Origin of the sequence: Haloactinospora alba (assembly GCF_006717075.1) — a bacterium.
In the GTDB taxonomy this organism is placed as follows: Bacteria; Actinomycetota; Actinomycetes; order Streptosporangiales; family Streptosporangiaceae; genus Haloactinospora; species Haloactinospora alba.
Map to the genome: position 1 here is coordinate 1,840,482 of NZ_VFQC01000001.1, position 18,826 is coordinate 1,859,307.

Here is an 18,826-nt window from a genome sequence, read left to right on the forward strand (position 1 = left end):
CGCTTTTTGTCACTGTCCCACGCGTCACGTGGCCACCCAAGGCGGCACTCGGAGAAGGGAGCGGACACGCGCGATGCCGACGCCCCATCAGAGGACACAGCGCGACGCCTGCCGAGCAGGACAGCGCGGAGACAGTGAAGAAGCGCAGCGGTGGGACCGCTCCCGCCGGGCTCCCGGGCGGCGCGTGTGACGCCGCCCCCGACCGGAACGGTGCGTGGTTGTCCAACGGTGACGGGAGCACTGCGCACCGTTCGGTTCGGCACACGGCCGGACAGCCGCGCGACAGGCCACACACGGCACGCTGCGGACCCCCGGGAACGGACTCCGAGCCGCGGGGGACGCGGGAGCTACCCCGCGGGGTCCTCAGTGGGGGTCCGGTACCAGCACCCGAACGGCGCGCGGCACGACCCTGCACGTGATGGGGAGCTCCCCGAGCCGCTCACCATCGGCGTAGCCCGTGGGCGGCCTGCGGGTTCCCTCCTCCCGGCTGGTAATGGTGATCTCCCGCCCCCGCAGTGTCGTGACCTCGTCCAACCTGGTGTGCGTGCCGTTGAGGACGCTGGGAAAGAAACGCAGGAAAGCAGCGCGTGGTACCTCGTGCACCAGCACCACGTCGAGCAGGCCGTCGTCGTGCACGGCGTCGGGGCAGACCCGCATCCCGCCGCCGTAACTCGCGGTGTTGCCCACAGCCACGAGCATCCCGTTGAAGTCCAGTTCCCTACCGTCCACACTGACAGTGAACGGTACCGGCTGGAACGCTCCCAGCTCGGCGACGAGACCAGCGAGATAGTTGACCCGGCCGAACGAGTACGGGAACCCGTTCACCCGTTCGTTCACCTGCGAGTCGAAACCGCAGGCAAGCACACTCAGGAAGTGTCGCCCCGCGGCGTGGACGGTGTCGCTGGCAACCGTCTCGTCACGCAGGATCATGTCGACCGCCGCGGTGAGCGAACGGGGGATGCCAAGTTCCCTGGCGATGTCGTTTCCCGTACCCGTGGGGACCACTCCCAACGGTACGTCCGTGTCGGCCACCGCTTGCAGGGCCATATGCGCCTGCCCGTCGCCGCCCACCGCAACGAGGGCGTCAGGGCCTGCCAGAACAGCTTTCCGTGCGCGCTCGGCGCTCTCTTCCGCCGAGCGGCCAGCCACCACCGTGACCCCGGCCCCGCGGGAACGAAGTCTCTGTACGAGCCGGGCCCCCGTTCTGGCTGCTCTGGGGGAGGCCGGGTTCACGAGAAGGGCGACGGAGGGGGGCATCACGTTCCTATCGGTAGGGACCGGTGGGAACAGACTAGTCGGTGTGGCCGCTGTCGCCTTCCGTGGCCCCGGGATTGTTGTTCGGGGAGGGAACTGCCGTCACCGGCACCTCTCCGCGCTGTATGGCGGCTTCCTCCTCGGTGAGATACTCCTCGGGGATGTCGAACTCCCCGTCCTTCGCGCCGAGGACGAAGGCCTCCCACTCCTCGGGGGTGAAGAAGAGCGTTCCCTTCTCCGGGTTCTTCCCGTCACGCACGGCCCGGTAGCCGTCGTCGAACTTGGCGACCTCGACGATGGCGTCGGAGTCCTCCGTCGACAGGGAGGAGCGTTTCCAGACCGCGTTCGTCGTGTCGTGCCACTTCGGGTTGCCCCGCGCTTCCGGTGGCAGTTCGGTACGGGACGTGTCGGCGGTGTTCTCGCTCATCTTCTTCTCCTCACAGGTGGGCGGGACGCTGGCTGGGAGGGTCCTCTTCTTCTCCCGTACCTACCCGGACCGCGGGAGTGATTCTAACTCTTGTGGCCGTCTGGGGAGGCGTGTTCCGTCTCCTCCAGCGGCGAGATCTCGTCGTCGCTGAGGCCGGCAAGCGGGTCGTTGTTCCTCCTGCGACGGTCGTTGAGGAAGCAGAACAGTTCGGCCGCTTCGAACAGCAGGATGACCGGAACCGCCAGTGCCAGCATGGAGAGGGGCTCGGCGGGTGTAGCGACCGCTGCGGCGACGAAGGCGCCGAATATGATCATCCGCCGCCAGCGGGCGAGGGCCGCGTGGGTCACCACGCCCAGCACGTTGAGCACGGCCACCAGTAGCGGAACGACGAAACCGATCCCGAACACCACCATCATCAGCATCATGTAGCTGAGGTAGTTGGTGATCGTGATCGTGGGGAGCGCGTCCGGTGGGGCGAAACCGAACAGCACCTGCATCGCCAGGTCGGTGATGGCATAGGCCAGGGCCGCGCCCACGGTGAACAGAACAGCGGCCACGGGAACGAACAGGTACGTGTACTTCTTCTCCCGCCCGTTGAGCGCCGGGAGGAGGAAGGCCCAGAGCTGGTAGAGCCAGAACGGACTGGACACCAGGATCCCGACGATAAGCCAGACCTTGAAAGCGAGGAAGAACGCGTCGAACATCCCGGTGAAGATGAGACTGCACGACTCACCGTCGATCTCGCGTGCCTCGGGCAGGGAACAGTACGGCGCCTTCAGGACCTCCCACACGGGCTCGTACACGAAGTACCCCACGACAGTGCCGAGCGCGATGAAGATCAGCGCCTTGACCAGACGGTCACGGAGCTCGCGCATATGGCCCATGAACGACATGCGCCCTTCGGAGTCCGGTTTCTCCTGTTGTCGCCGACGCTGCATTACTCGATTACTCTCCTCGACACCCGGTCCGCACCGCGGGAGACCGGTGGTGGGGACCGTTCAGCGCTTCCGCCCTGACCCATTCCGGCGCTGGGTCGCTAGCCACCGTACTTCTCGTTGCCGGACACGTGCCGTACCGGCCGGCCGTTCTCGTCGACGACGTACTGCCCCGCGGGCAGCTCGGCCTGACCGGCCTGTTGGGCGTGGCTGTCAGGTCTCTCCTGTGTCGTGCTCGGAGTGGCCTGCTGCTGGTGCGCATCCTCCGAAGCGGAGGACTTCTCGTCGGTCGATCCGGAATCGTCCTCCTCGGTCAGCCCCTTCGTCTCGGCTTTGAGGATCCGCGCGCTGCGCCCCAGGGAACGGGCGAGTTGCGGCAACCGGCTCGCGCCGAACAGGATGAGCGCGATAAGAAGCAGAATGAGCAGCGTTCGGGCATCCAACCCCATGTTTCAACCTCTCTCCAGGGCGTTGCGCACGTCTCTAGCGCTGAGCCCCGGTTCTCCGATCTCCTCCGCGGTCCCCTACCCCGGAACGCGCTGCCAGCTCGCGCGCGGACGGGTAGCGCCACTCCAGTTCGTGACGGGTCCGACGTAGCTGCCCGTGCAGTCGCCGTGTCTGGACGAGCAGTCTCAGCGTGAGGACGCCCGTGACGAGCAGCCCACCGAGGACCGCGGCGATGAGGGTAGCGATCGCGAACACGGCTCCCACTCTACTCGTCCGCTCTCGACACGCAGCTGTCCACACGGTTAACCCGTCGCGTCGGTCCCCTCATCGTAATGTGCAGAATATCCGGCCAGCGCTCTGCGGGCATCCTCGCCCACCCGTTCCGCCAGTTCCGCCGGAGCCACGACGCGACAGCGCGGACCGAGCAGCAAGGCGAGGCGCCGCACCCACTCGGGGACGGGAGTACGCAGTGTCGCCCGCCACCAGCCACTGTCCAGCTCCTGGACGTCAGAGCACACGTACTCCTCTGTCACCCAGCGGGCGGAGGGCGCGAGGTCCAGCGTCACACGAGCGTCCCCTGTCGAGAGCTGCAGCACACCGTCAGTGAGGTCGCGACGACGGGCCCCGGCGGGAACCACGGAGGAGGTGGGCAACACGGCCAGCCTCAGCACCCGGTCCAACCGGAACAGGCGCACGTTTCCACGGAGACGGCACCACCCTTCCAGGAACATGTGTCCGTCCTGGGCAACCAGTCCCATCGGGTCGACGTCGCGTTCGGTGACCTCGTCGACATAGCCGGACAGGTAACGCAGGTGCACCGCCCATCCGTTCCGCAACGCTTCGTCGCACTTTCGCTGGACGGTACGGACCTCCTCGCTGAGGTCCACCCGGACCCTGACGGAGTCGACCAACCGGTCCACCGCCCTCTCCCGGTCGGCGGTCTCCGCTGCGGGTTCCCCAGCTCCGGCCGCGGAACGCAGCTTGGCGCGTAGGCGGTTGAGGGCCTCGCTGTCCGCGACTCCGGGCAGTTCTCCCAGAAGCTCGACACCGACGATCACACTGGCTGCCTCGTCAACCGTCAGTTTCAGCGGGCTCGCCAACGTGTCGGCGTTGGCGATGATGATCTCGCCGGTGCTACGTGCCGCGTCCAGGTCCACATCGATGAGATCCCCCGGCGTGTAACCGGGCAGTCCGCACATCCACAGCAGGCTCAGGTCCTTGAGAACCTGCTCCTGGGACAATCCGAAGTGCGTTGCCACCTCGGAGACGCCAACGTCGTGGCTCAGCGCGTAGGGAACCAGCATCAGCAGACGGCGGAGCTGTTCCGCGGAATCCGCTCGTCTCTCCTGTCCCTCCTGCTCCACCGGTTCCGCGTTCCCCGCCGGCACCGCGGTGTCGGCGTCCGGAGCCTGTGTCGCTGCGCCGGAGAGGTGCGACATGAGAGCCGTACGAGCCGAAGCGGGGTGTTCCAGCACCACCCGGTCGCCGAATCCGGCAACACTTTCCACGAGCGCCGCGAGGTCCCCGTAGGGGTATTCCACGTAGTCCCACCAGGGTTCCTCGGGTCCCCGGCTTCCGGGAACGATCCGCAGCGCCTTCCGGCGTAGCTCGTGTGCCGCGTCGACCCGTACCCGCAGCCGCGCCACCTCCTCCGGTTCGGAGTGGTAGCCAGTGACCACGGAGCGAACGTCCACTCCCTCCGGCACCACCACCGTGGGGCCGTTGCCAAGAACCGTGACATCGCCACGTATCCGACCGAGCCGGAAAACACGGCGCGCCTGCCGGTCCCGGTCGTAGCCGGCCATGTACCAGTGGCCGTTCCTGTTCACCACACCCCACGGTTCCACGTGCCGTCGGGTCGCTTCGGCCCCGGGCTTGCGGTAGGCGAACGACACCGGTCTGCGGTCCCGCAGGGCGCGCCACACCGCCAGAAACGCCGGTTCGTCGGTGCCCACGACGGGGGTCACACCCGGCGCTGTCTCGGAGTCCACGGGAACGCCCGCAGCACGAAGTTTCAGCAGCGCGTTCGCACTCATCCCGCCCAGGGCGGCGTCGCGCCACGCCCGGGCAGCCAGTCCCAGCACGGCCGCCTCGTCCGCCCGCAGCTCGATCGCGGGGAGCTCGTAGGCGCTGCGCGATATGCGGTACCCCTCGTCCCCACTCCAGATGTCGGCGTTTCCCGTTTCGATCGGGATACCGCTGTCCCGCAGCTCCTTCTTGTCCCGTTCGAACATGCGCTTGAACGCCGCGTCGTCCTCAGCGCTGGTCCCGGCCGAGCTGGTGTAGCCAGCGACGGTGGCCCGGATCTCGCGGGCGGTCAGGAAACGCCGAGTGGCCAGTAGGCAGATCACCAGGTTGATCTGCCGCTCGGTCTTCTTGCGTGACATCCCTGCCTTTCCGCAGCAGCAGGAACACAGCCGCCCCCGCTCTGCCCAAGCGTCTGTACTACCAGGGGAGCCCGACCGCACCGGCCTCCGCGCACCGGCGGTCGGGGCCGCTCCCCCGGCGCTGCCGCTGATGGCGCCAAAGGAATACGGGAAGGGGCGTGGCCCCTCTCCCTCACTCCTCCTTGTCCTTCTCGCTGTTCCCATCCCCGCTGCCACCGGACTCCTCGTCCGGCGCGGGCGGCTGGTCGACAGCGCCCAGGATGTCCACAACGAAGACGAGGGTTCCTTCGGGAGCGTTGCCGCTTCCGGCGTCCTCCCCGTAAGCCATGTCCTCGGGGACCACGAGCATAACCCGGCTGCCGACTTTCTGGCCGGTTATCCCCTTGTCCCAGCCCTCAACCATCTGGCCGACACCCACCGGGAAAGCCGTGGGAGTCCCGCCCCGTTTCCAGGTGGAGTCGAAAACCTCACCGTTGTTCCAGGAAACCCCGGTGTACTGGACGACGACCTGCTGTTCCTTCTCGACCTTGGGGCCCTCGCCCTCGATCAGCTCCACGGTTTCCAGGTCCTCGGGGGGATCCGTGTCCTCGGGAATGGAGATGTCGGGCTGCTCACTGCCCTCGTCGCGCACGGCCGGCAGACCATCACCGCCGTTGGTGGTCTGTTCGCCACTGACAGTGTCACCCTTACCGTAGCGTTTCTCGATGTCGACGATCGACACCGAGCTTCCCGGCTCCGGTGACGGCTGTCCCTGCTGGCTCTGCTGGGAGTTCTGCTGGGAGGGGAACACGAAGACCACGCGGCTACCGACGCGCTGGTCCACCAGGTCCGAGGTGAGCTCCTCCCCCATCTGGCTCAGCTCCAGCAGCACGGGCGTGTCCGTCTCGTAGGTGGACTGGCTCTTCTCGGTCTCGCCCTTGGCCTTCCACTGGTAGTCGACGATGTTGGCGAGGACCATGTCGTCGGAGCGTACGAGCTCACCCTCTCCCTCCCCTTTTTTCACCACACCCGAGACCTGCTCCTCCGGCGGGGCGATCTTGGGGAATTCCACCTCGGGCTCGCTGCCGACATCACCGGTCACGGTGGGCAACCGGTCGTCAAGCTCCTCGTCCTGGGACTGCATGAAGGCAGGGGTCTTCCAGTCCTCCGGGATGGCGTTGCAACCAGAAACCGCCAGCAGAACGGCGGAGAACGGCGCTGCTAGGAGAGCGGCGCGACGTCGCATAGGTCATTACCTCAATTGTCCGGCTCGGGTCTTCGACACACTACCGAACGGGCCACACGGCCCGGGACCGCCGATTCCGCGACGCTTCACCGTCCTTCGCACCGACCAACGCCTCCGCTTCCGGACCGCTGGGAGAGGACCGCGGTCCCGGTACACCACCACTGTTGGCGTCCCCTCGCCCGTCCGCAGCGAGGGAGCCACGCGCGGACGCTGGTGCGTCTTCCCGCGACGGGGCGCCCCGCTCACACACCACGGCGCTCCAGCCCTCGGAGTCGGACCGGCCGGCACCGCAGCGCCTACGGTGGACCGTCCCGCGCCGCAGCGGGGGCGATCCTGCCACCCGGCCGCGGCACGGGCGAGGAGCGGCTCGGCCCGCCCCGCCCGGAACGGATGTGAGCCGCCCTACCCCGCCAGAGACCTACATCCCCGCGATGAGCTTCTCCACCCGCTCGTCCACAGCCTTGAACGGGTCCTTGCACAATACGGTGCGCTGCGCTTGGTCGTTGAGTTTCAGATGGACCCAGTCGACGGTGAAGTCACGCCGTTTCTCCTGGGCCTTGCGGATGAAATCCCCCCGCAGCCGGGCGCGTGTCGTCTGGGGAGGGACCGATTTCGCCTCGAAGATCCTCAGGTCACCGACCACGCGGTCCATCTGCCCCCGGTCCTGCAACAGGTAGAACAGACCGCGGTCACGGTGCACGTCGTGGTAGGTCAGGTCGAGTTGGGCGATCCGCGGTGAGGAGAGGGAGAGTCCGTACTTCTTCCGGTACCGCTCGATGAGCTGGTATTTCGCCACCCAGTCGATCTCCCGGGAAACCAGGTCCAGGTTCTGGGTCTCGACGGCTTCCAGGGTGCGCTCCCAGAGTTCCATGACCCGCTTACCGTTGGCATCCGTGCCGTGGCGGTCGACGTAGTCCTGCACCTTCTCCAGGTACTCGCGCTGTATCTCCAACGCGCTGGCTTCCCGACCGTTGGCCAACCGGATCTTGCGCCGTCCGGTCATGTCGTGGCTGATCTCCCGGATGGCACGGATGGGGTTCTCCAGCGTGAAGTCACGCATCACCACACCGCTCTCGAGCATCCGCAGCACCAGGTCCGTCGAGGCGAGCTTGAGCAGGGTGGTCACCTCACTCATGTTGGAGTCCCCGACTATCACGTGCAGACGCCGGAACCGCTCGGCATCGGCGTGCGGCTCGTCGCGGGTGTTGATGATCGGTCGGGAGCGTGTCGTCGCGGAGGAGACCCCCTCCCAGATGTGCTCGGCGCGCTGGCTGACGCAGTACAGGGCGCCGCGCGGTGTCTGCAGCACCTTGCCCGCGCCCGTGACGATCTGGCGTGTGACCAGGAAGGGGATAAGGGTGTCAGCGAGTTTGCCGAACTCCCCGTGCCGCCCTACCAGGTAGTTCTCGTGGCACCCGTAGGAGTTGCCCGCGGAGTCGGTGTTGTTCTTGAAAAGGTATATCTCTCCCGCGATACCTTCCTCGTGGAGCCGTTGTTCGGCGTCCACCTGGAGGCCCTCGAGAATGCGTTCTCCGGCCTTGTCATGCGCCACCAGGTCGTTCAGGTTGTCGCACTCGGGAGTGGCGAACTCGGGATGGCTCCCCACATCGAGGTAAAGACGCGATCCGTTCCGGAGGAAAACATTGCTGCTCCGGCCCCACGAGACCACACGCCGGAAGAGGTAGCGCGCCACCTCGTCCGGCGACAGTCGGCGCTGTCCCCGGAACGTGCAGGTGACACCGTACTCGTTCTCTAAACCGAATATGCGACGTTCCACGCGGACTCACCCTTTTCCCGTCCTCGCGCCGCCACGGTTGCACTTGTCTGCGACGCTCGACGACTTCACCCTGTGCACCCGGTTCCGCATGCCCATATTCCCTCGGCCCCGCAGCCGTGTGTGGTGCCCACCTGGTACCGGGGCCGGACGGGAACCGGCACTGGGGCACCGCTCTGCTCCCGGCCCGGTGCCCGTCCGGCCCCTTCCTTTCCTCCTGTCAGGAGTTTTCCCCGTTCTGCTCCGCAGAGCCTCCGGAACGCCCCTCTTCTATCAACCGGTTCAGTCGTTCGCCGTGCAGGCGCCGGAACTTACGGTGCTCCCGTTCCCGTTCCAGGACCGCCACCTCGAGGCTGGAGGCCTCCAGTTCCCGGTCCTCACCGCTCTCATGCGCCAACGCGTGCGTCGCTGAGGCCAGCGCCCGGGGCAGGGGTGCTTCTTTGGCGAAACGTTCCTGCAGCGCGGTGGTGACCTGTTCCGTTGACCCTCCCATGACCACGAAGTCGCGCTCGTCCACCACGGAGCCGTCGAAAGTGATCCGGTACAACTGGTCGCTGCCCGGATCGTCCCCCACCTCCGCGACGACGATCTCCACTTCCCAGGGTTTGGGGCTCTCGCTGAACACGCCCCCGAGTGTCTGCGCATAAGCGTTCGCCAGCATGCGCCCGTTGACATCACGACGGTCGTAGGCGTACCCGCGGGTGTCAGCGAAACGCACCCCAGCGAGCCGCAGGTTCTCGAACTCGTTGTAGCGCCCCACAGCGGCGAAGGCGATACGGTCGTAGAGTTCACTGATCTTGTGCAGGGTTCGGGACATATTGTCCGCCACGAACAGGATCCCGCCGTCGTACTGCATAGCGATGGCGCTGCGGCCTCGCGCGATTCCCTTGCGCGCGTAGTCCGCCTTGTCCTTCATGCTCTGTTCGGGCGAGACGTAGAACGGCATCGACACCGCAGATCGTTCCTTTGCTCGAGGTGGTGATGAGGGCAGGGGGTTAGCGCACCGGCGCGGTGGGCCCGTCCGGACGTTCGGAACGGGCCTCGACAACGGACTGGGCGACCTGCGCGACCTCGTCCGTCGGAAGCCGGCGGTGTCCCTCCTCGGTGATCACATCGATCAGGGGATAGATCTTGCGGTGCATGTCCGGGCCCCCCGTAGCGGAGTCGTCATCGGCGGCGTCGTACAACGCCTGTACCGCAACCGTGACCGCGTCGCTCTCGGACAGGTCGTCGGTGAAAAGCTTCTTCAGGGAGCCGCGCGCGTACACGGCCCCCGACCCGATCCCGTGGAAGCGGTGCTCCTCGTAGCGTCCGCCCACCGGATCGTAGCTGTAGATCCTGCCCCGCTGGAGTTCCTCGTCGAAACCGACCAGGACCGGAATCACCACGAAGCCCTGCAGAGCCATGCTCAGGTTGCTGCGGATCATCGTGGCGAGTTTGTTGGCCTTACCCTCGAGGGAGAGTGAGCGCCCCTCCATCTTCTCGTAGTGTTCCAGCTCCACCTGGAACAGTTTGGCCAGTTCCGTACCGATCCCGGCGGCACCGGCGATAGCCATGGCGGAGAACTCGTCGGCGCGGAACAGCTTGTCGATGTCCCGGTTGGCGATGACGTTGCCGGAGGTGGCTCTTCGGTCCCCCGCCAGTACCACCCCGCCGGGGAATGTCAGAGCGACGATCGTCGTGCCTTCCGGGGTGAGATGCGTATTGCCCTCGTTCTGCGGCAGCTCCGACTGGCCAGGCAGCAGTTCGGGATTGACCGCGCTGAGAAAGTCGGTGAAGGACGAGGTCCCTGGATTCATGAACGCGGCGGGCAACCGTCCACCGCCCTCGAACACTTCTGACACGCGACTCCCTTCGGTGGCGTCCCGTCCAGCGACGAGCCCGGACGGGGTAGCAAAGTTTTCTGGTTGTACGGGTGACCCTAGTTACCGCGGAAGACAGCGGCCCAATCGTCAACTGCGACTCTGCTGTCCGCGAACCGCACGGGAACGGTGCTGCGGCCCACGGGCACGAGGGGGCGCATGCTGGCTGCCCCGCCCTTCCGTAACAACGCTCCGGCTCCGGCCTGCCGCACCCGAGCCCTTGGAACGCACCGCCTTTCGCCGGCTTACGGGACCGGTTATCCCCGAAAGGCCCCTCCCGGTCGGGCAACACCGGTGTTTACCCGCGCTCCGGATCGTCTCCGGAGCGCACAGGGAACACGGACCTCCCAACCCACCGGGACGGCTGGCTGGGCGAAGAAACCGGCGGTTTCCCAGGGGATTCCGCACCGTCCCGGGATCCCCCGCCCCGCGAGAGCGCATTCGTTACTCTCCACCCTTTTGGACGAACTGGCGCACGAAGTCCTCACTGTTGCTTTCGAGTACCTCGTCGATCTCGTCGAGGATGTCGTCAACGTCCTCGTCCAGATTCTCGGTGCTCTCCTGCGTACCGGTGCTGGCCTCGACCTGCTCGTTCTCGGTTTCCTCTTCGCGGCGGTTGTCGTGCTTCTGGCCGCCGTTGTCGTTCGTCGCCATCGAAGCAACCTCCGATCGGGGGCGTCACCCTTATCTTGGCCCAACCGCGGGTGTTTCAACCTTGATCGCGGCTTCCGTTGTGTGCACGTTACCCATTCCGAGCTCCGTACACCCGTACGAACGCACCGCAGTAGTTGCCCAATTCCCGTTGCCGCACACTCCGGAAGGGGAAAGGAGGCTTCAGCGACCACCGGTTAGCACTGCCACCAGGTCATAGGCCGTCTCACAACGGTCCAGCAGCCCCCCGACGTGCTCCTTCGTGCCACGCAGCGGCTCCAGCGTGGGAACCCGCTGCAGCGAGTCGTGGCCGGGGAGGTCGAAGATCACCGAATCCCACGACGCCGCCGCGATGTTGTCCGCGTACTTGGCCAAGCAACGCCCCCGGAAGTACGCACGTGTGTCCTCGGGAGGTTGCGTGACCGCGTCCTCCACCTCGGCGTCGCGCAACAACCGCTGCATACGGCCGCGCTCGACCAGCCGGTAGTACAGGCCCCTCTCCGGGCGGACATCCGAGTACTGCAGGTCAACGAGCTGAAGCCGATGGTGGCCCCAGTCGATGTTGTCCCGGGAGCGGTAGCCTTCCACGAGTTTGAGCTTGGCCACCCAGTCGAGCTCCTCCGCCAGCCTCATCGGATCGTCGTCCAGCCGGTCCAGAGTGGACTCCCACCGGTCCAGCACCTCGGAGGTCTCGGGGTCCACATCGGCTCCCAGACGGTCCTCAACGTACTTGCGGGCCTGCTCGAGGTACTCCCGTTGCATCTGGAGGGCCGTCATCCTGCGCCCGTCTCTGAGCCGCGCAGCGTGCTTGAGCCCGATGTCGTGCGAGAAGGCCCGCATGTCCGAGACAGGGGTCTCCAGCGTCAGGTCGATGTTGAGGAACCCGTCCTCGATCATGGAGAGCACGAGCGAGGTGGTTCCGAGCTTGAGATAGGTGGAGATCTCGCTCATGTTGGCGTCACCGACGATGACGTGCAGACGCCGGTACTTCTCCGGGTCCGCGTGGGGCTCGTCGCGGGTGTTGACGATGGGGCGCTTCAGGGTTGTCTCCAACCCCACCTCGACCTCGACGAAATCAGCGCGCTGGCTTATCTGGAACCCGCTGTCCCTGCCATCGGCGCCCAGACCGACCCGCCCTGCTCCACAGATCACCTGGCGGGACACGAAGAACGGGATCAGGTGCCGAACGATCTCGGAGAACGGCGTGGAACGGCGCATCAGGTAGTTCTCGTGGCACCCGTACGACGCGCCTTTGTTGTCCGTGTTGTTCTTGTAGAGCTGGATCGGATCGACACCGGGGATCGCGGCAGCGCGCTGCGACGCGTCCGCCATCACCCGCTCTCCCGCCTTGTCCCACAGCACCGCGTCACGGGGGTTGGTGACCTCGGGCGCGGAGTACTCGGGGTGGGCGTGATCGACGTAGAGCCGGGCCCCGTTGGTGAGGATGACGTTGGCCAGCCCGAGATCCTCGTCGGTGAGCTGGGTGGGATCGGCCGCCTCGCGCGCGAGGTCGAAGCCACGCGCGTCCCGCAGCGGGTTCTCCTCCTCGAAGTCCCAGCGGGCCTTGCGCGCCCGCGCGGCCGAGGCCGCCAGGTAGGCGTTGACCACCTGTGTTGAGGTCACCATCGCGTTGGCACCGGGGTTTCCGGGAACGGAGATCCCGTACTCGCTCTCGATGCCCATAATCCGCCGCACACTCATGACTGAAGCGTATCCGCCGACGAACGGTTTCGAACGTGGTGAACGCGATCACCACCGAACCGGTGTCCGATACAGAGTTCCGACAACACGCCCATATCGCCCCGCTACTCCGGGTCCGCCAAGTAGAGATCCGTGCTGCGGAAAAACGTACTGTGCGAACCGGTGGTCTCGTGAAAGGGATTTCTGCCGGGTGAACAGTGTCGCTGTCCGGCCTCTTCGCCGGACAGCGACACCGCAGGGATCATCAGAGATACTGGCCGGTATTGGCCACAGTATCGATGGAGCGTCCGGAGTCGGCGCCCTTCTTCCCGGAGATCAGTGTGCGGATGTAGACGATCCGTTCGCCCTTCTTCCCGGAGATTCGCGCCCAGTCGTCCGGGTTCGTGGTGTTCGGAAGGTCCTCGTTCTCACTGAACTCGTCGACGCACGCCTGCATGAGGTGGGAAACCCGGATCCCCTTGTTCTTGTTGTCGATGTACTCCTTGATCGCCATCTTCTTGGCCCGGTCCACGATGTTCTCGATCATGGCGCCGGAGTTGAAGTCCTTGAAGTACAGCACCTCCTTGTCACCGTTGGCGTAGGTGACCTCGAGGAACCGGTTCTCCTCCGACTCCGTGTAGATGCGCTCGACAACACGCTGGATCATCGCGTCCACCGTGGCCTGGGCGGAACCGCCGTGCTCCGCGAGGTCGTCCTCGTGGAGCGGGAGCTCGGGGGTGATGTACTTACCGAAGATGTCCCGGGCCGCCTCGGCGTCGGGACGCTCGATCTTGATCTTCACGTCCAGTCGGCCCGGCCGCAGGATGGCGGGGTCGATCATGTCCTCACGGTTGGAGGCACCGATGACGATGACGTTCTCCAACCCCTCGACACCGTCGATCTCGCTGAGAAGCTGGGGAACGATGGTGTTCTCGACATCGCTGGAGACTCCTGAGCCCCGGGTCCGGAAGATCGAGTCCATCTCGTCGAAGAACACGATGACCGGTGTCCCCTCACCGGCCTTCTCCCGGGCGCGTTGGAACACCAGGCGGATGTGACGCTCGGTCTCGCCGACGTACTTGTTCAGCAGCTCCGGACCCTTGATGTTCAGGAAGAAGCTCTTTCCGGCTTCCTCGCCGGTCTTGTCCGACACCTGGTTCGCCAGTGAGTTGGCGACCGCCTTGGCGATGAGGGTCTTCCCGCAGCCGGGCGGGCCGTAGAGCAGGACGCCTTTGGGAGGACGCAGGTTGTGTTCGTAGAAGAGGTTCTTGTGGAGGTAGGGAAGCTCCACGGCATCACGGATCATCTCGATCTGGCCGCCGAGGCCCCCCACATCGGTGTAGGCGATGTCGGGAACCTCCTCCAGGATGAGTTCCTCGACCTCGGACTTGGGTATCCGTTCGTAAACATAGCCCGACTTCGGCTCCAGCAGCAGGGAGTCTCCGGGCCGGACCTGTTGGTCGCGCAGTGGTTCGGCGATCCGTACGATCTTCTCGTCGTCGTGGTTGGAGATCACCAGGGCCCGGTCGCCGCCCTCAAGGAACTCCTTGAGCATGACGAGCTCACCAACGGTCTCGAACGACTGCGCCTCCACGACGTTGAAGGTCTCGTTGAGCATGACCTCCTGGCCGGGACGCAGCTCGTCAGTGTCAACCGAGGGGCTGACATTGACCCGCATCTTTCGCCCGTTGGTGAAGATTTCGACCGTGTCATCCTCCCGGTTGCCCAGGAACACGCCAAATCCTGACGGTGGTTGGGAAAGTCGGTCGACTTCCTCCTTCAGCGCGACGATCTGTTCACGCGCCTCTTTCAAAGTCGACACGAGACGCTCGTTCTGGCTGTTTGCGGCCGCCAGATTGGCCTGCGCTTCCCGGAGCCGTTCTTCGAGCAACCGCACATGACGGGGGGAATCAGCGAGCTTGCGCCGGACTACGCTGAGTTCCTTTTCCAAGTAGGAGACTTGAGCCGTAAGTTCTTCGACTTCACGGTCGCGCTCTGCCTGACGCTCGTCATCGCGTTCAGCCACGTCCGCCACCTCCCTGTCAGAGGACGACTACTCGGAACCCTACCTATCCACGGCCTGTTCGTAACCTCCCAAACGCACCGAGTGTCGAAGGCCTCAGGGCCGAGTTCGCGAACACCGAGGACACGCTGGTGGAAGGACGGTCACCGTCATAAGAAAGTAACGTCCGCGCGGGCCGGAGTCATCCCTTTCGGGTCCCGCACGCGTCGCGGTTCACGTGTAGGGCTCGTCCTCGCCGGACTCGGACCCGGTCCCCGTCGCACGTTGCTCCGTCGCGCGGTTCTGCTGCCAATCCGGCCCGTAGGCGCCCTTGGCGGGACGCCGCCGGCGTTGCGGAGGCTGGACCCCCTCCGCGAGGCGCCTGGCGGTCACCAGGAACCCGGTGTGCCCGATCATCTTGTGGTCCGGACGCACGGCGAGCCCCTCGACATGCCAGTCCCGCACCATGCTCTCCCAGGCGTGGGGCTCGTAGAAGGAACCGTGCTCGCGCATCGCCTCCACCACGGTCGAGATCTGCGTCGTCGTCGCTACGTAAACGCACAGTAGACCGCCGGGAACAAGGGCTTCCGCAACCGTGTCGAGGCACTCCCACGGCGCGAGCATGTCCAGGATGACGCGGTCGACATCGGTGTCGTCAGCCGTCTCGCCGATGTCGCCGACGGTGAGCTTCCACGAGGAGGGGGAATGGCCGAAGTAACGTTCCACGTTCTTTCGCGCGATCTCGGCGAAATCGGCGCGCCGCTCGTAGGAGGAGACAACGCCTTCCGTACCGACCGCGCGCAGCAACCAGCAGGACAGCGCCCCCGAACCGGCGCCGGCCTCGATCACGCGAGCACCGGGAAAGATGTCGGCTTGCGCGACGATCTGGGCCGCGTCCTTGGGATACACGATCGTCGCGCCACGTTTCATCGACAACGTGAAATCGCTGAGGAGCGGCCGCAACGCGACATAGGCGGTTCCGGAGGTGGAGCTGACCACGCTCCCCTCGGGTTGGCCGATCAGATCGTCGTGATCGACTCGTCCCCGGTGGGTGTGGAAAGCCGATCCGGAACGCAGGGTGATGGTGTTCTTCCGCCCCTTGGGGTCGGTCAGCTGCACACTGTCGCCGTCGTCGAACGGGCCGCGTCGGCCGTGGATACCGGTCACTGGTGTTGATCTCTTCCGGGATGTCGCGGGAGTAAGGACAGCCGTCAAGGCTAGTGGTAGCTCGTCGAAGCGGGGTAATCGGTACCGAACCGTCCGTGGGTCACCAGGACCGGGCCGGGACGGCCCCCGACCCGCCCCGCCGGCGGGTCGGACCACTCTGTCCCGCCAGTCGGATAGGACACGGGGAGACACACACGGCAAGGAGCAAAGAGGTGAGTGCGATGGGAGGCGAGACCCCGCGCGTCGGCCTGGGAATCGACATCGGGGGCAGTGGCATCAAGGGCGCGCCTGTCGACCTGCACACGGGAAGCTTCCTGGCGGAGCGCAAGAAGATCTCCACACCACGGCCGACCACTCCGGAGGCCGTGGCCGGTGTGGCCTCGGAGATCGCGGACGCTTTCTCCGATCATCTCGCGGCGGGCGCTCCGGTGGGTGCGGCGTTCCCGGGGGTCATCCGGCAGGGCGTGGCCCGGAGCGCTTCCAACGTGGCCCGCTCGTGGATCGGAACGGACGTGGAACAGCTACTGTCCGACTCCACAGGCCACCGTGTGAGGGCGATGAACGACGCCGACGCGGCCGCGGTCGCCGAACACCGCTACGGCGCCGCACACGGCGCCTCAGGGCTGGTACTGATGACGACCCTGGGAACGGGGATCGGGACCGCGTTATTGCTCGACGGCGCGCTGGTCCCCAACACCGAGCTGGGGCACCTGGAGATCGACGGCCACGACGCCGAGACGCGGGCCGCTGCCAGCGCCAAGGACCGTGAGGGGCTCTCCTACAGGCAATGGACGACGGAACGGCTGCAACGCTACTACTCCACGGTGGAGAACCTGTTGTGGCCGGAACTGATCGTGGTCGGTGGCGGGGTGAGCAGAGAGGCGCAGGAGTTCCTCCCGTTCCTGCGACTACGCACTCCCGTGCGAGCGGCCCAGCTGCGTAACACGGCAGGGATCGTCGGCGCGGCGGTCCGTGCCGTGGAACGTTGCGCGAACTGACGTCACGGCAGCTCGAGTACACGTACGATCCGGCGGCTCGCACGCCTGGTGTCACCCACCGGCGTCAGGGGTGCGGTAGCGGAGTGGTACTCACTCCACCGCAGCCACCACCACAACCGTCCCCGGTGCGGACGCAGAACGACACGCTGGCTTCGGCGGACCGGCATGTGCGCGATAGCGTCGACGGCTCCCACGACCCCGTCCATACGCGCTTCCAGTCCCCACGAGCGCAATTCGACGGTCAGGGAGCTCAACGCCTGCAGCCACGCGGTATCGACCGGATTCTCGTCCAGAAAGGACCCGTATCCGGCCATACCGGCCATACCCGACGGTGGGGTTTCAACGGTCATTCGCCACTCCCGCTTCTGCCAACAGTCCCGGCGTTTCGGTAACCTTCGGCTCCGTGCTCGATCGGAGCGCCAGTGAGCCGCCTGTCGCACACTGTTCGTAACACTCTGCGTGCTGCCCCGCCCCCAGCCCCTCCGCGCGGAGCACTCCCACCAGGGGACTGCCATCCGGAAGGTTGCGGAAGCGTCCGCGCTGTATCTGCGCCGTCACCGCCACGGAGGTAGCCGCCTCAGTTCGACTGGGCACGATATCCTTCCGTTACAGTCGCCGCACAAGGCTGGCACAGCCGTTGGACTCGAATGCTGCACGCCTGTCACGTACAGCTCCGGCTATTTTACACATAGCTATCAAGCCCGCACGGCAACAATCATGTCGTTCTGGGCGGGATCACCACAATAGGGGTCAGCTTCAGGGAAACGCCGCGTTGACGTCAGATAAGTACAACACGCCACACACGCTTCCGTCGGTTTCGGCGAGAAGATATTCCGGCGCCGGATGCTGCCGCAACACTTCCAGTAATGACTCCCCCTCCAAATCAGCGGATATCACGTTGTCGGAGGTGATGGAGCGCGCGAGACTCGAAACCGTCACCCAGGGGAGCCGGGATTCGGGCACCGCCTGGACCGCCGCCTCACTGACGATCGAGGTGGGCGCACCAGCGGGGTCGGCAACCAGAATGGCGCCGGCGTCGGCCTCGGCCATCCGGCGCCGGGCTTCGGCCGCCGGAGTGTCCGCGACAACGCTGACCACCGTGCGGGCGAAACGGCGGGCCCGCAGGGCGGGGATGCGTTCCCTGATCCTTGCTGTCCGTAGCGCCGATCCGGCGTTCAACCAGATGAACGCTCCGAGCAGAACAGCCCAAAGCACCGCGAACAACTCCGGGGGGGTGCCGACGAGCGCGGCGTTGAGAAAGGGCAGCGCCACGACGAGAACCGCGAGCAGACGCCCCGCCCAGGAAGCAACCACGGTTCCGGCCATAGGCCGCCGTGTCACCCCCCACACGACGGCTCGGACGAGTCTGCCACCATCCAGCGGCAGCCCCGGCAGCAGGTTGAACACACCGACTATCGCGTTCGCCACCCAAAGCTGCCAGAGCAGGACATGGGCGACCGTGGCAGGCGTGGTATAGCCGTACGCCACGTACCCCAGGCCGGCCAGCCCCAGCGAGAGCAGAGGACCGGAGAACGCGATCCAGAACTCCCGGCTCGGCGTCCGCGACTCACCGATCTGGGATACCCCGCCGAGCATGTACAGGGAGATCCAGTGCACGGGAAGGCCGTAGAGTCGGGCCACGACGGAATGGGCCAGTTCGTGGACCAGCACCGAGCCGTAGAGCAGGACAGCGAAGACGAACGCCACCAGGTACGACCACGGACCGAGCGCCAGCTCTCCCTCGACGAGGGGCCGGTACAGCAGGGTGATCAACGCGGCGATGACCAACCAGGACGGGGAGACGTACACCGGGACGCCGAAGGGGCGCCCCATCAGGAGTCCGGAGGGCCGGTCGGCCGGCCCGTCGCCGGGATCCGAGGGACCGCGCCGCTTGGGACGTGCAGGGTGGGGTCTACCGTGTTCCGTCACACTGCCAGGCTACGTGGTCGGAGACCGCGCCGGAGGCGTGGCCTCCGGCCTAATCTGGAGAAACGCGGGCGCAGGGGCGGACCGCCGT

17 protein-coding genes are annotated in these 18,826 nt (G+C 66.0%); 1 reads left to right on the forward strand and 16 read right to left on the reverse strand.

The features are described from left to right. Positions 1 to 363: 363 nt before the first annotated feature. The 14 genes from FHX37_RS08315 to FHX37_RS08380 form a co-directional block, all read right to left on the reverse strand. Positions 364 to 1,257: a diacylglycerol/lipid kinase family protein gene (locus FHX37_RS08315; RefSeq protein WP_141923353.1), complete on the reverse strand. Its 894-nt coding sequence runs from the start codon at positions 1,255 to 1,257 to the stop codon at positions 364 to 366. Between the two features lie 34 nt (positions 1,258 to 1,291). Beyond that, positions 1,292 to 1,681, reverse strand: a complete 390-nt coding sequence (locus FHX37_RS08320) for a DUF397 domain-containing protein (protein WP_141923355.1) — start codon at positions 1,679 to 1,681, stop codon at positions 1,292 to 1,294. 83 nt (positions 1,682 to 1,764) lie between these two features. Then, entirely contained in the window at positions 1,765 to 2,574 is an 810-nt protein-coding gene (gene tatC, locus FHX37_RS08325; RefSeq protein WP_141925118.1) for a twin-arginine translocase subunit TatC, read from the reverse strand. 143 nt (positions 2,575 to 2,717) lie between these two features. Then, positions 2,718 to 3,065: a twin-arginine translocase TatA/TatE family subunit gene (locus FHX37_RS08330; protein WP_170181531.1), complete on the reverse strand. Its 348-nt coding sequence runs from the start codon at positions 3,063 to 3,065 to the stop codon at positions 2,718 to 2,720. A gap of 34 nt (positions 3,066 to 3,099) precedes the next feature. Next, complete coding sequence (locus FHX37_RS08335) at positions 3,100 to 3,318, reverse strand: hypothetical protein (RefSeq protein ID WP_141923357.1); 219 nt, start codon at positions 3,316 to 3,318, stop codon at positions 3,100 to 3,102. Between the two features lie 47 nt (positions 3,319 to 3,365). After that, positions 3,366 to 5,450, reverse strand: coding sequence for a helix-turn-helix transcriptional regulator (locus FHX37_RS08340; protein ID WP_141923359.1), 2,085 nt, complete (start codon positions 5,448 to 5,450; stop codon positions 3,366 to 3,368). A 172-nt stretch (positions 5,451 to 5,622) separates the two neighbouring features. After that, a complete protein-coding gene (locus FHX37_RS08345) occupies positions 5,623 to 6,675 on the reverse strand; it encodes an FKBP-type peptidyl-prolyl cis-trans isomerase (protein ID WP_141923361.1) in 1,053 nt (350 codons plus the stop codon). 418 nt (positions 6,676 to 7,093) lie between these two features. Further along, the gene (pafA, locus tag FHX37_RS08350; RefSeq protein ID WP_141923364.1) at positions 7,094 to 8,452 is read right to left on the reverse strand and encodes a Pup--protein ligase; all 1,359 of its coding nucleotides are present in this window, start codon (positions 8,450 to 8,452) and stop codon (positions 7,094 to 7,096) included. Between the two features lie 217 nt (positions 8,453 to 8,669). Next, positions 8,670 to 9,395 (reverse strand): proteasome subunit alpha, encoded by a 726-nt coding sequence (prcA, locus tag FHX37_RS08355; protein WP_141925120.1) that lies wholly within the window; start codon positions 9,393 to 9,395, stop codon positions 8,670 to 8,672. Between the two features lie 49 nt (positions 9,396 to 9,444). Continuing rightward, positions 9,445 to 10,293: a proteasome subunit beta gene (prcB, locus tag FHX37_RS08360; protein ID WP_211351777.1), complete on the reverse strand. Its 849-nt coding sequence runs from the start codon at positions 10,291 to 10,293 to the stop codon at positions 9,445 to 9,447. Positions 10,294 to 10,755: 462 nt separating this feature from the next. Then, positions 10,756 to 10,965: a ubiquitin-like protein Pup gene (locus FHX37_RS08365; protein ID WP_141923366.1), complete on the reverse strand. Its 210-nt coding sequence runs from the start codon at positions 10,963 to 10,965 to the stop codon at positions 10,756 to 10,758. 180 nt (positions 10,966 to 11,145) lie between these two features. After that, complete coding sequence (gene dop, locus FHX37_RS08370; RefSeq protein WP_342777601.1) at positions 11,146 to 12,663, reverse strand: depupylase/deamidase Dop; 1,518 nt, start codon at positions 12,661 to 12,663, stop codon at positions 11,146 to 11,148. A 244-nt stretch (positions 12,664 to 12,907) separates the two neighbouring features. Next, entirely contained in the window at positions 12,908 to 14,677 is a 1,770-nt protein-coding gene (gene arc, locus FHX37_RS08375; RefSeq protein ID WP_141923368.1) for a proteasome ATPase, read from the reverse strand. Between the two features lie 201 nt (positions 14,678 to 14,878). Further along, the gene (locus FHX37_RS08380) at positions 14,879 to 15,811 is read right to left on the reverse strand and encodes a tRNA (adenine-N1)-methyltransferase (RefSeq protein ID WP_141923370.1); all 933 of its coding nucleotides are present in this window, start codon (positions 15,809 to 15,811) and stop codon (positions 14,879 to 14,881) included. Between the two features lie 221 nt (positions 15,812 to 16,032). Here FHX37_RS08380 and ppgK point away from each other — a divergent pair, with 221 nt between their 5' ends. Continuing rightward, entirely contained in the window at positions 16,033 to 16,809 is a 777-nt protein-coding gene (ppgK, locus tag FHX37_RS08385; RefSeq protein ID WP_141925123.1) for a polyphosphate--glucose phosphotransferase, read from the forward strand. A gap of 2 nt (positions 16,810 to 16,811) precedes the next feature. Here the strand turns inward: ppgK and FHX37_RS08390 are convergent, their stop codons facing one another. Further along, complete coding sequence (locus FHX37_RS08390) at positions 16,812 to 17,159, reverse strand: hypothetical protein (RefSeq protein WP_246062198.1); 348 nt, start codon at positions 17,157 to 17,159, stop codon at positions 16,812 to 16,814. 406 nt (positions 17,160 to 17,565) lie between these two features. Beyond that, positions 17,566 to 18,738, reverse strand: a complete 1,173-nt coding sequence (locus tag FHX37_RS08395) for a site-2 protease family protein (protein ID WP_342777602.1) — start codon at positions 18,736 to 18,738, stop codon at positions 17,566 to 17,568. Between the last annotated feature and the right edge of the window lie 88 nt (positions 18,739 to 18,826).

Excerpts from the sequence above, each read along its gene's own strand:
- FHX37_RS08365 (WP_141923366.1), bottom strand. The coding sequence starts at position 10,965 with ATGGCGACGAACGACAACGGCGGCCAGAAGCACGACAACCGCCGCGAA.
- FHX37_RS08320 (WP_141923355.1), bottom strand. The coding sequence starts at position 1,681 with ATGAGCGAGAACACCGCCGACACGTCCCGTACCGAACTGCCACCGGAA.
- FHX37_RS08330 (WP_170181531.1), bottom strand. The coding sequence starts at position 3,065 with ATGGGGTTGGATGCCCGAACGCTGCTCATTCTGCTTCTTATCGCGCTC.
- FHX37_RS08390 (WP_246062198.1), bottom strand. The coding sequence starts at position 17,159 with ATGACCGTTGAAACCCCACCGTCGGGTATGGCCGGTATGGCCGGATAC.
- FHX37_RS08315 (WP_141923353.1), bottom strand. The coding sequence starts at position 1,257 with ATGCCCCCCTCCGTCGCCCTTCTCGTGAACCCGGCCTCCCCCAGAGCA.
- tatC (WP_141925118.1), bottom strand. The coding sequence starts at position 2,574 with ATGTCGTTCATGGGCCATATGCGCGAGCTCCGTGACCGTCTGGTCAAG.
- prcA (WP_141925120.1), bottom strand. The coding sequence starts at position 9,395 with ATGCCGTTCTACGTCTCGCCCGAACAGAGCATGAAGGACAAGGCGGAC.
- ppgK (WP_141925123.1), top strand. The coding sequence starts at position 16,033 with ATGGGAGGCGAGACCCCGCGCGTCGGCCTGGGAATCGACATCGGGGGC.
- FHX37_RS08345 (WP_141923361.1), bottom strand. The coding sequence starts at position 6,675 with ATGCGACGTCGCGCCGCTCTCCTAGCAGCGCCGTTCTCCGCCGTTCTG.
- FHX37_RS08340 (WP_141923359.1), bottom strand. The coding sequence starts at position 5,450 with ATGTCACGCAAGAAGACCGAGCGGCAGATCAACCTGGTGATCTGCCTA.
- dop (WP_342777601.1), bottom strand. The coding sequence starts at position 12,663 with ATGAGTGTGCGGCGGATTATGGGCATCGAGAGCGAGTACGGGATCTCC.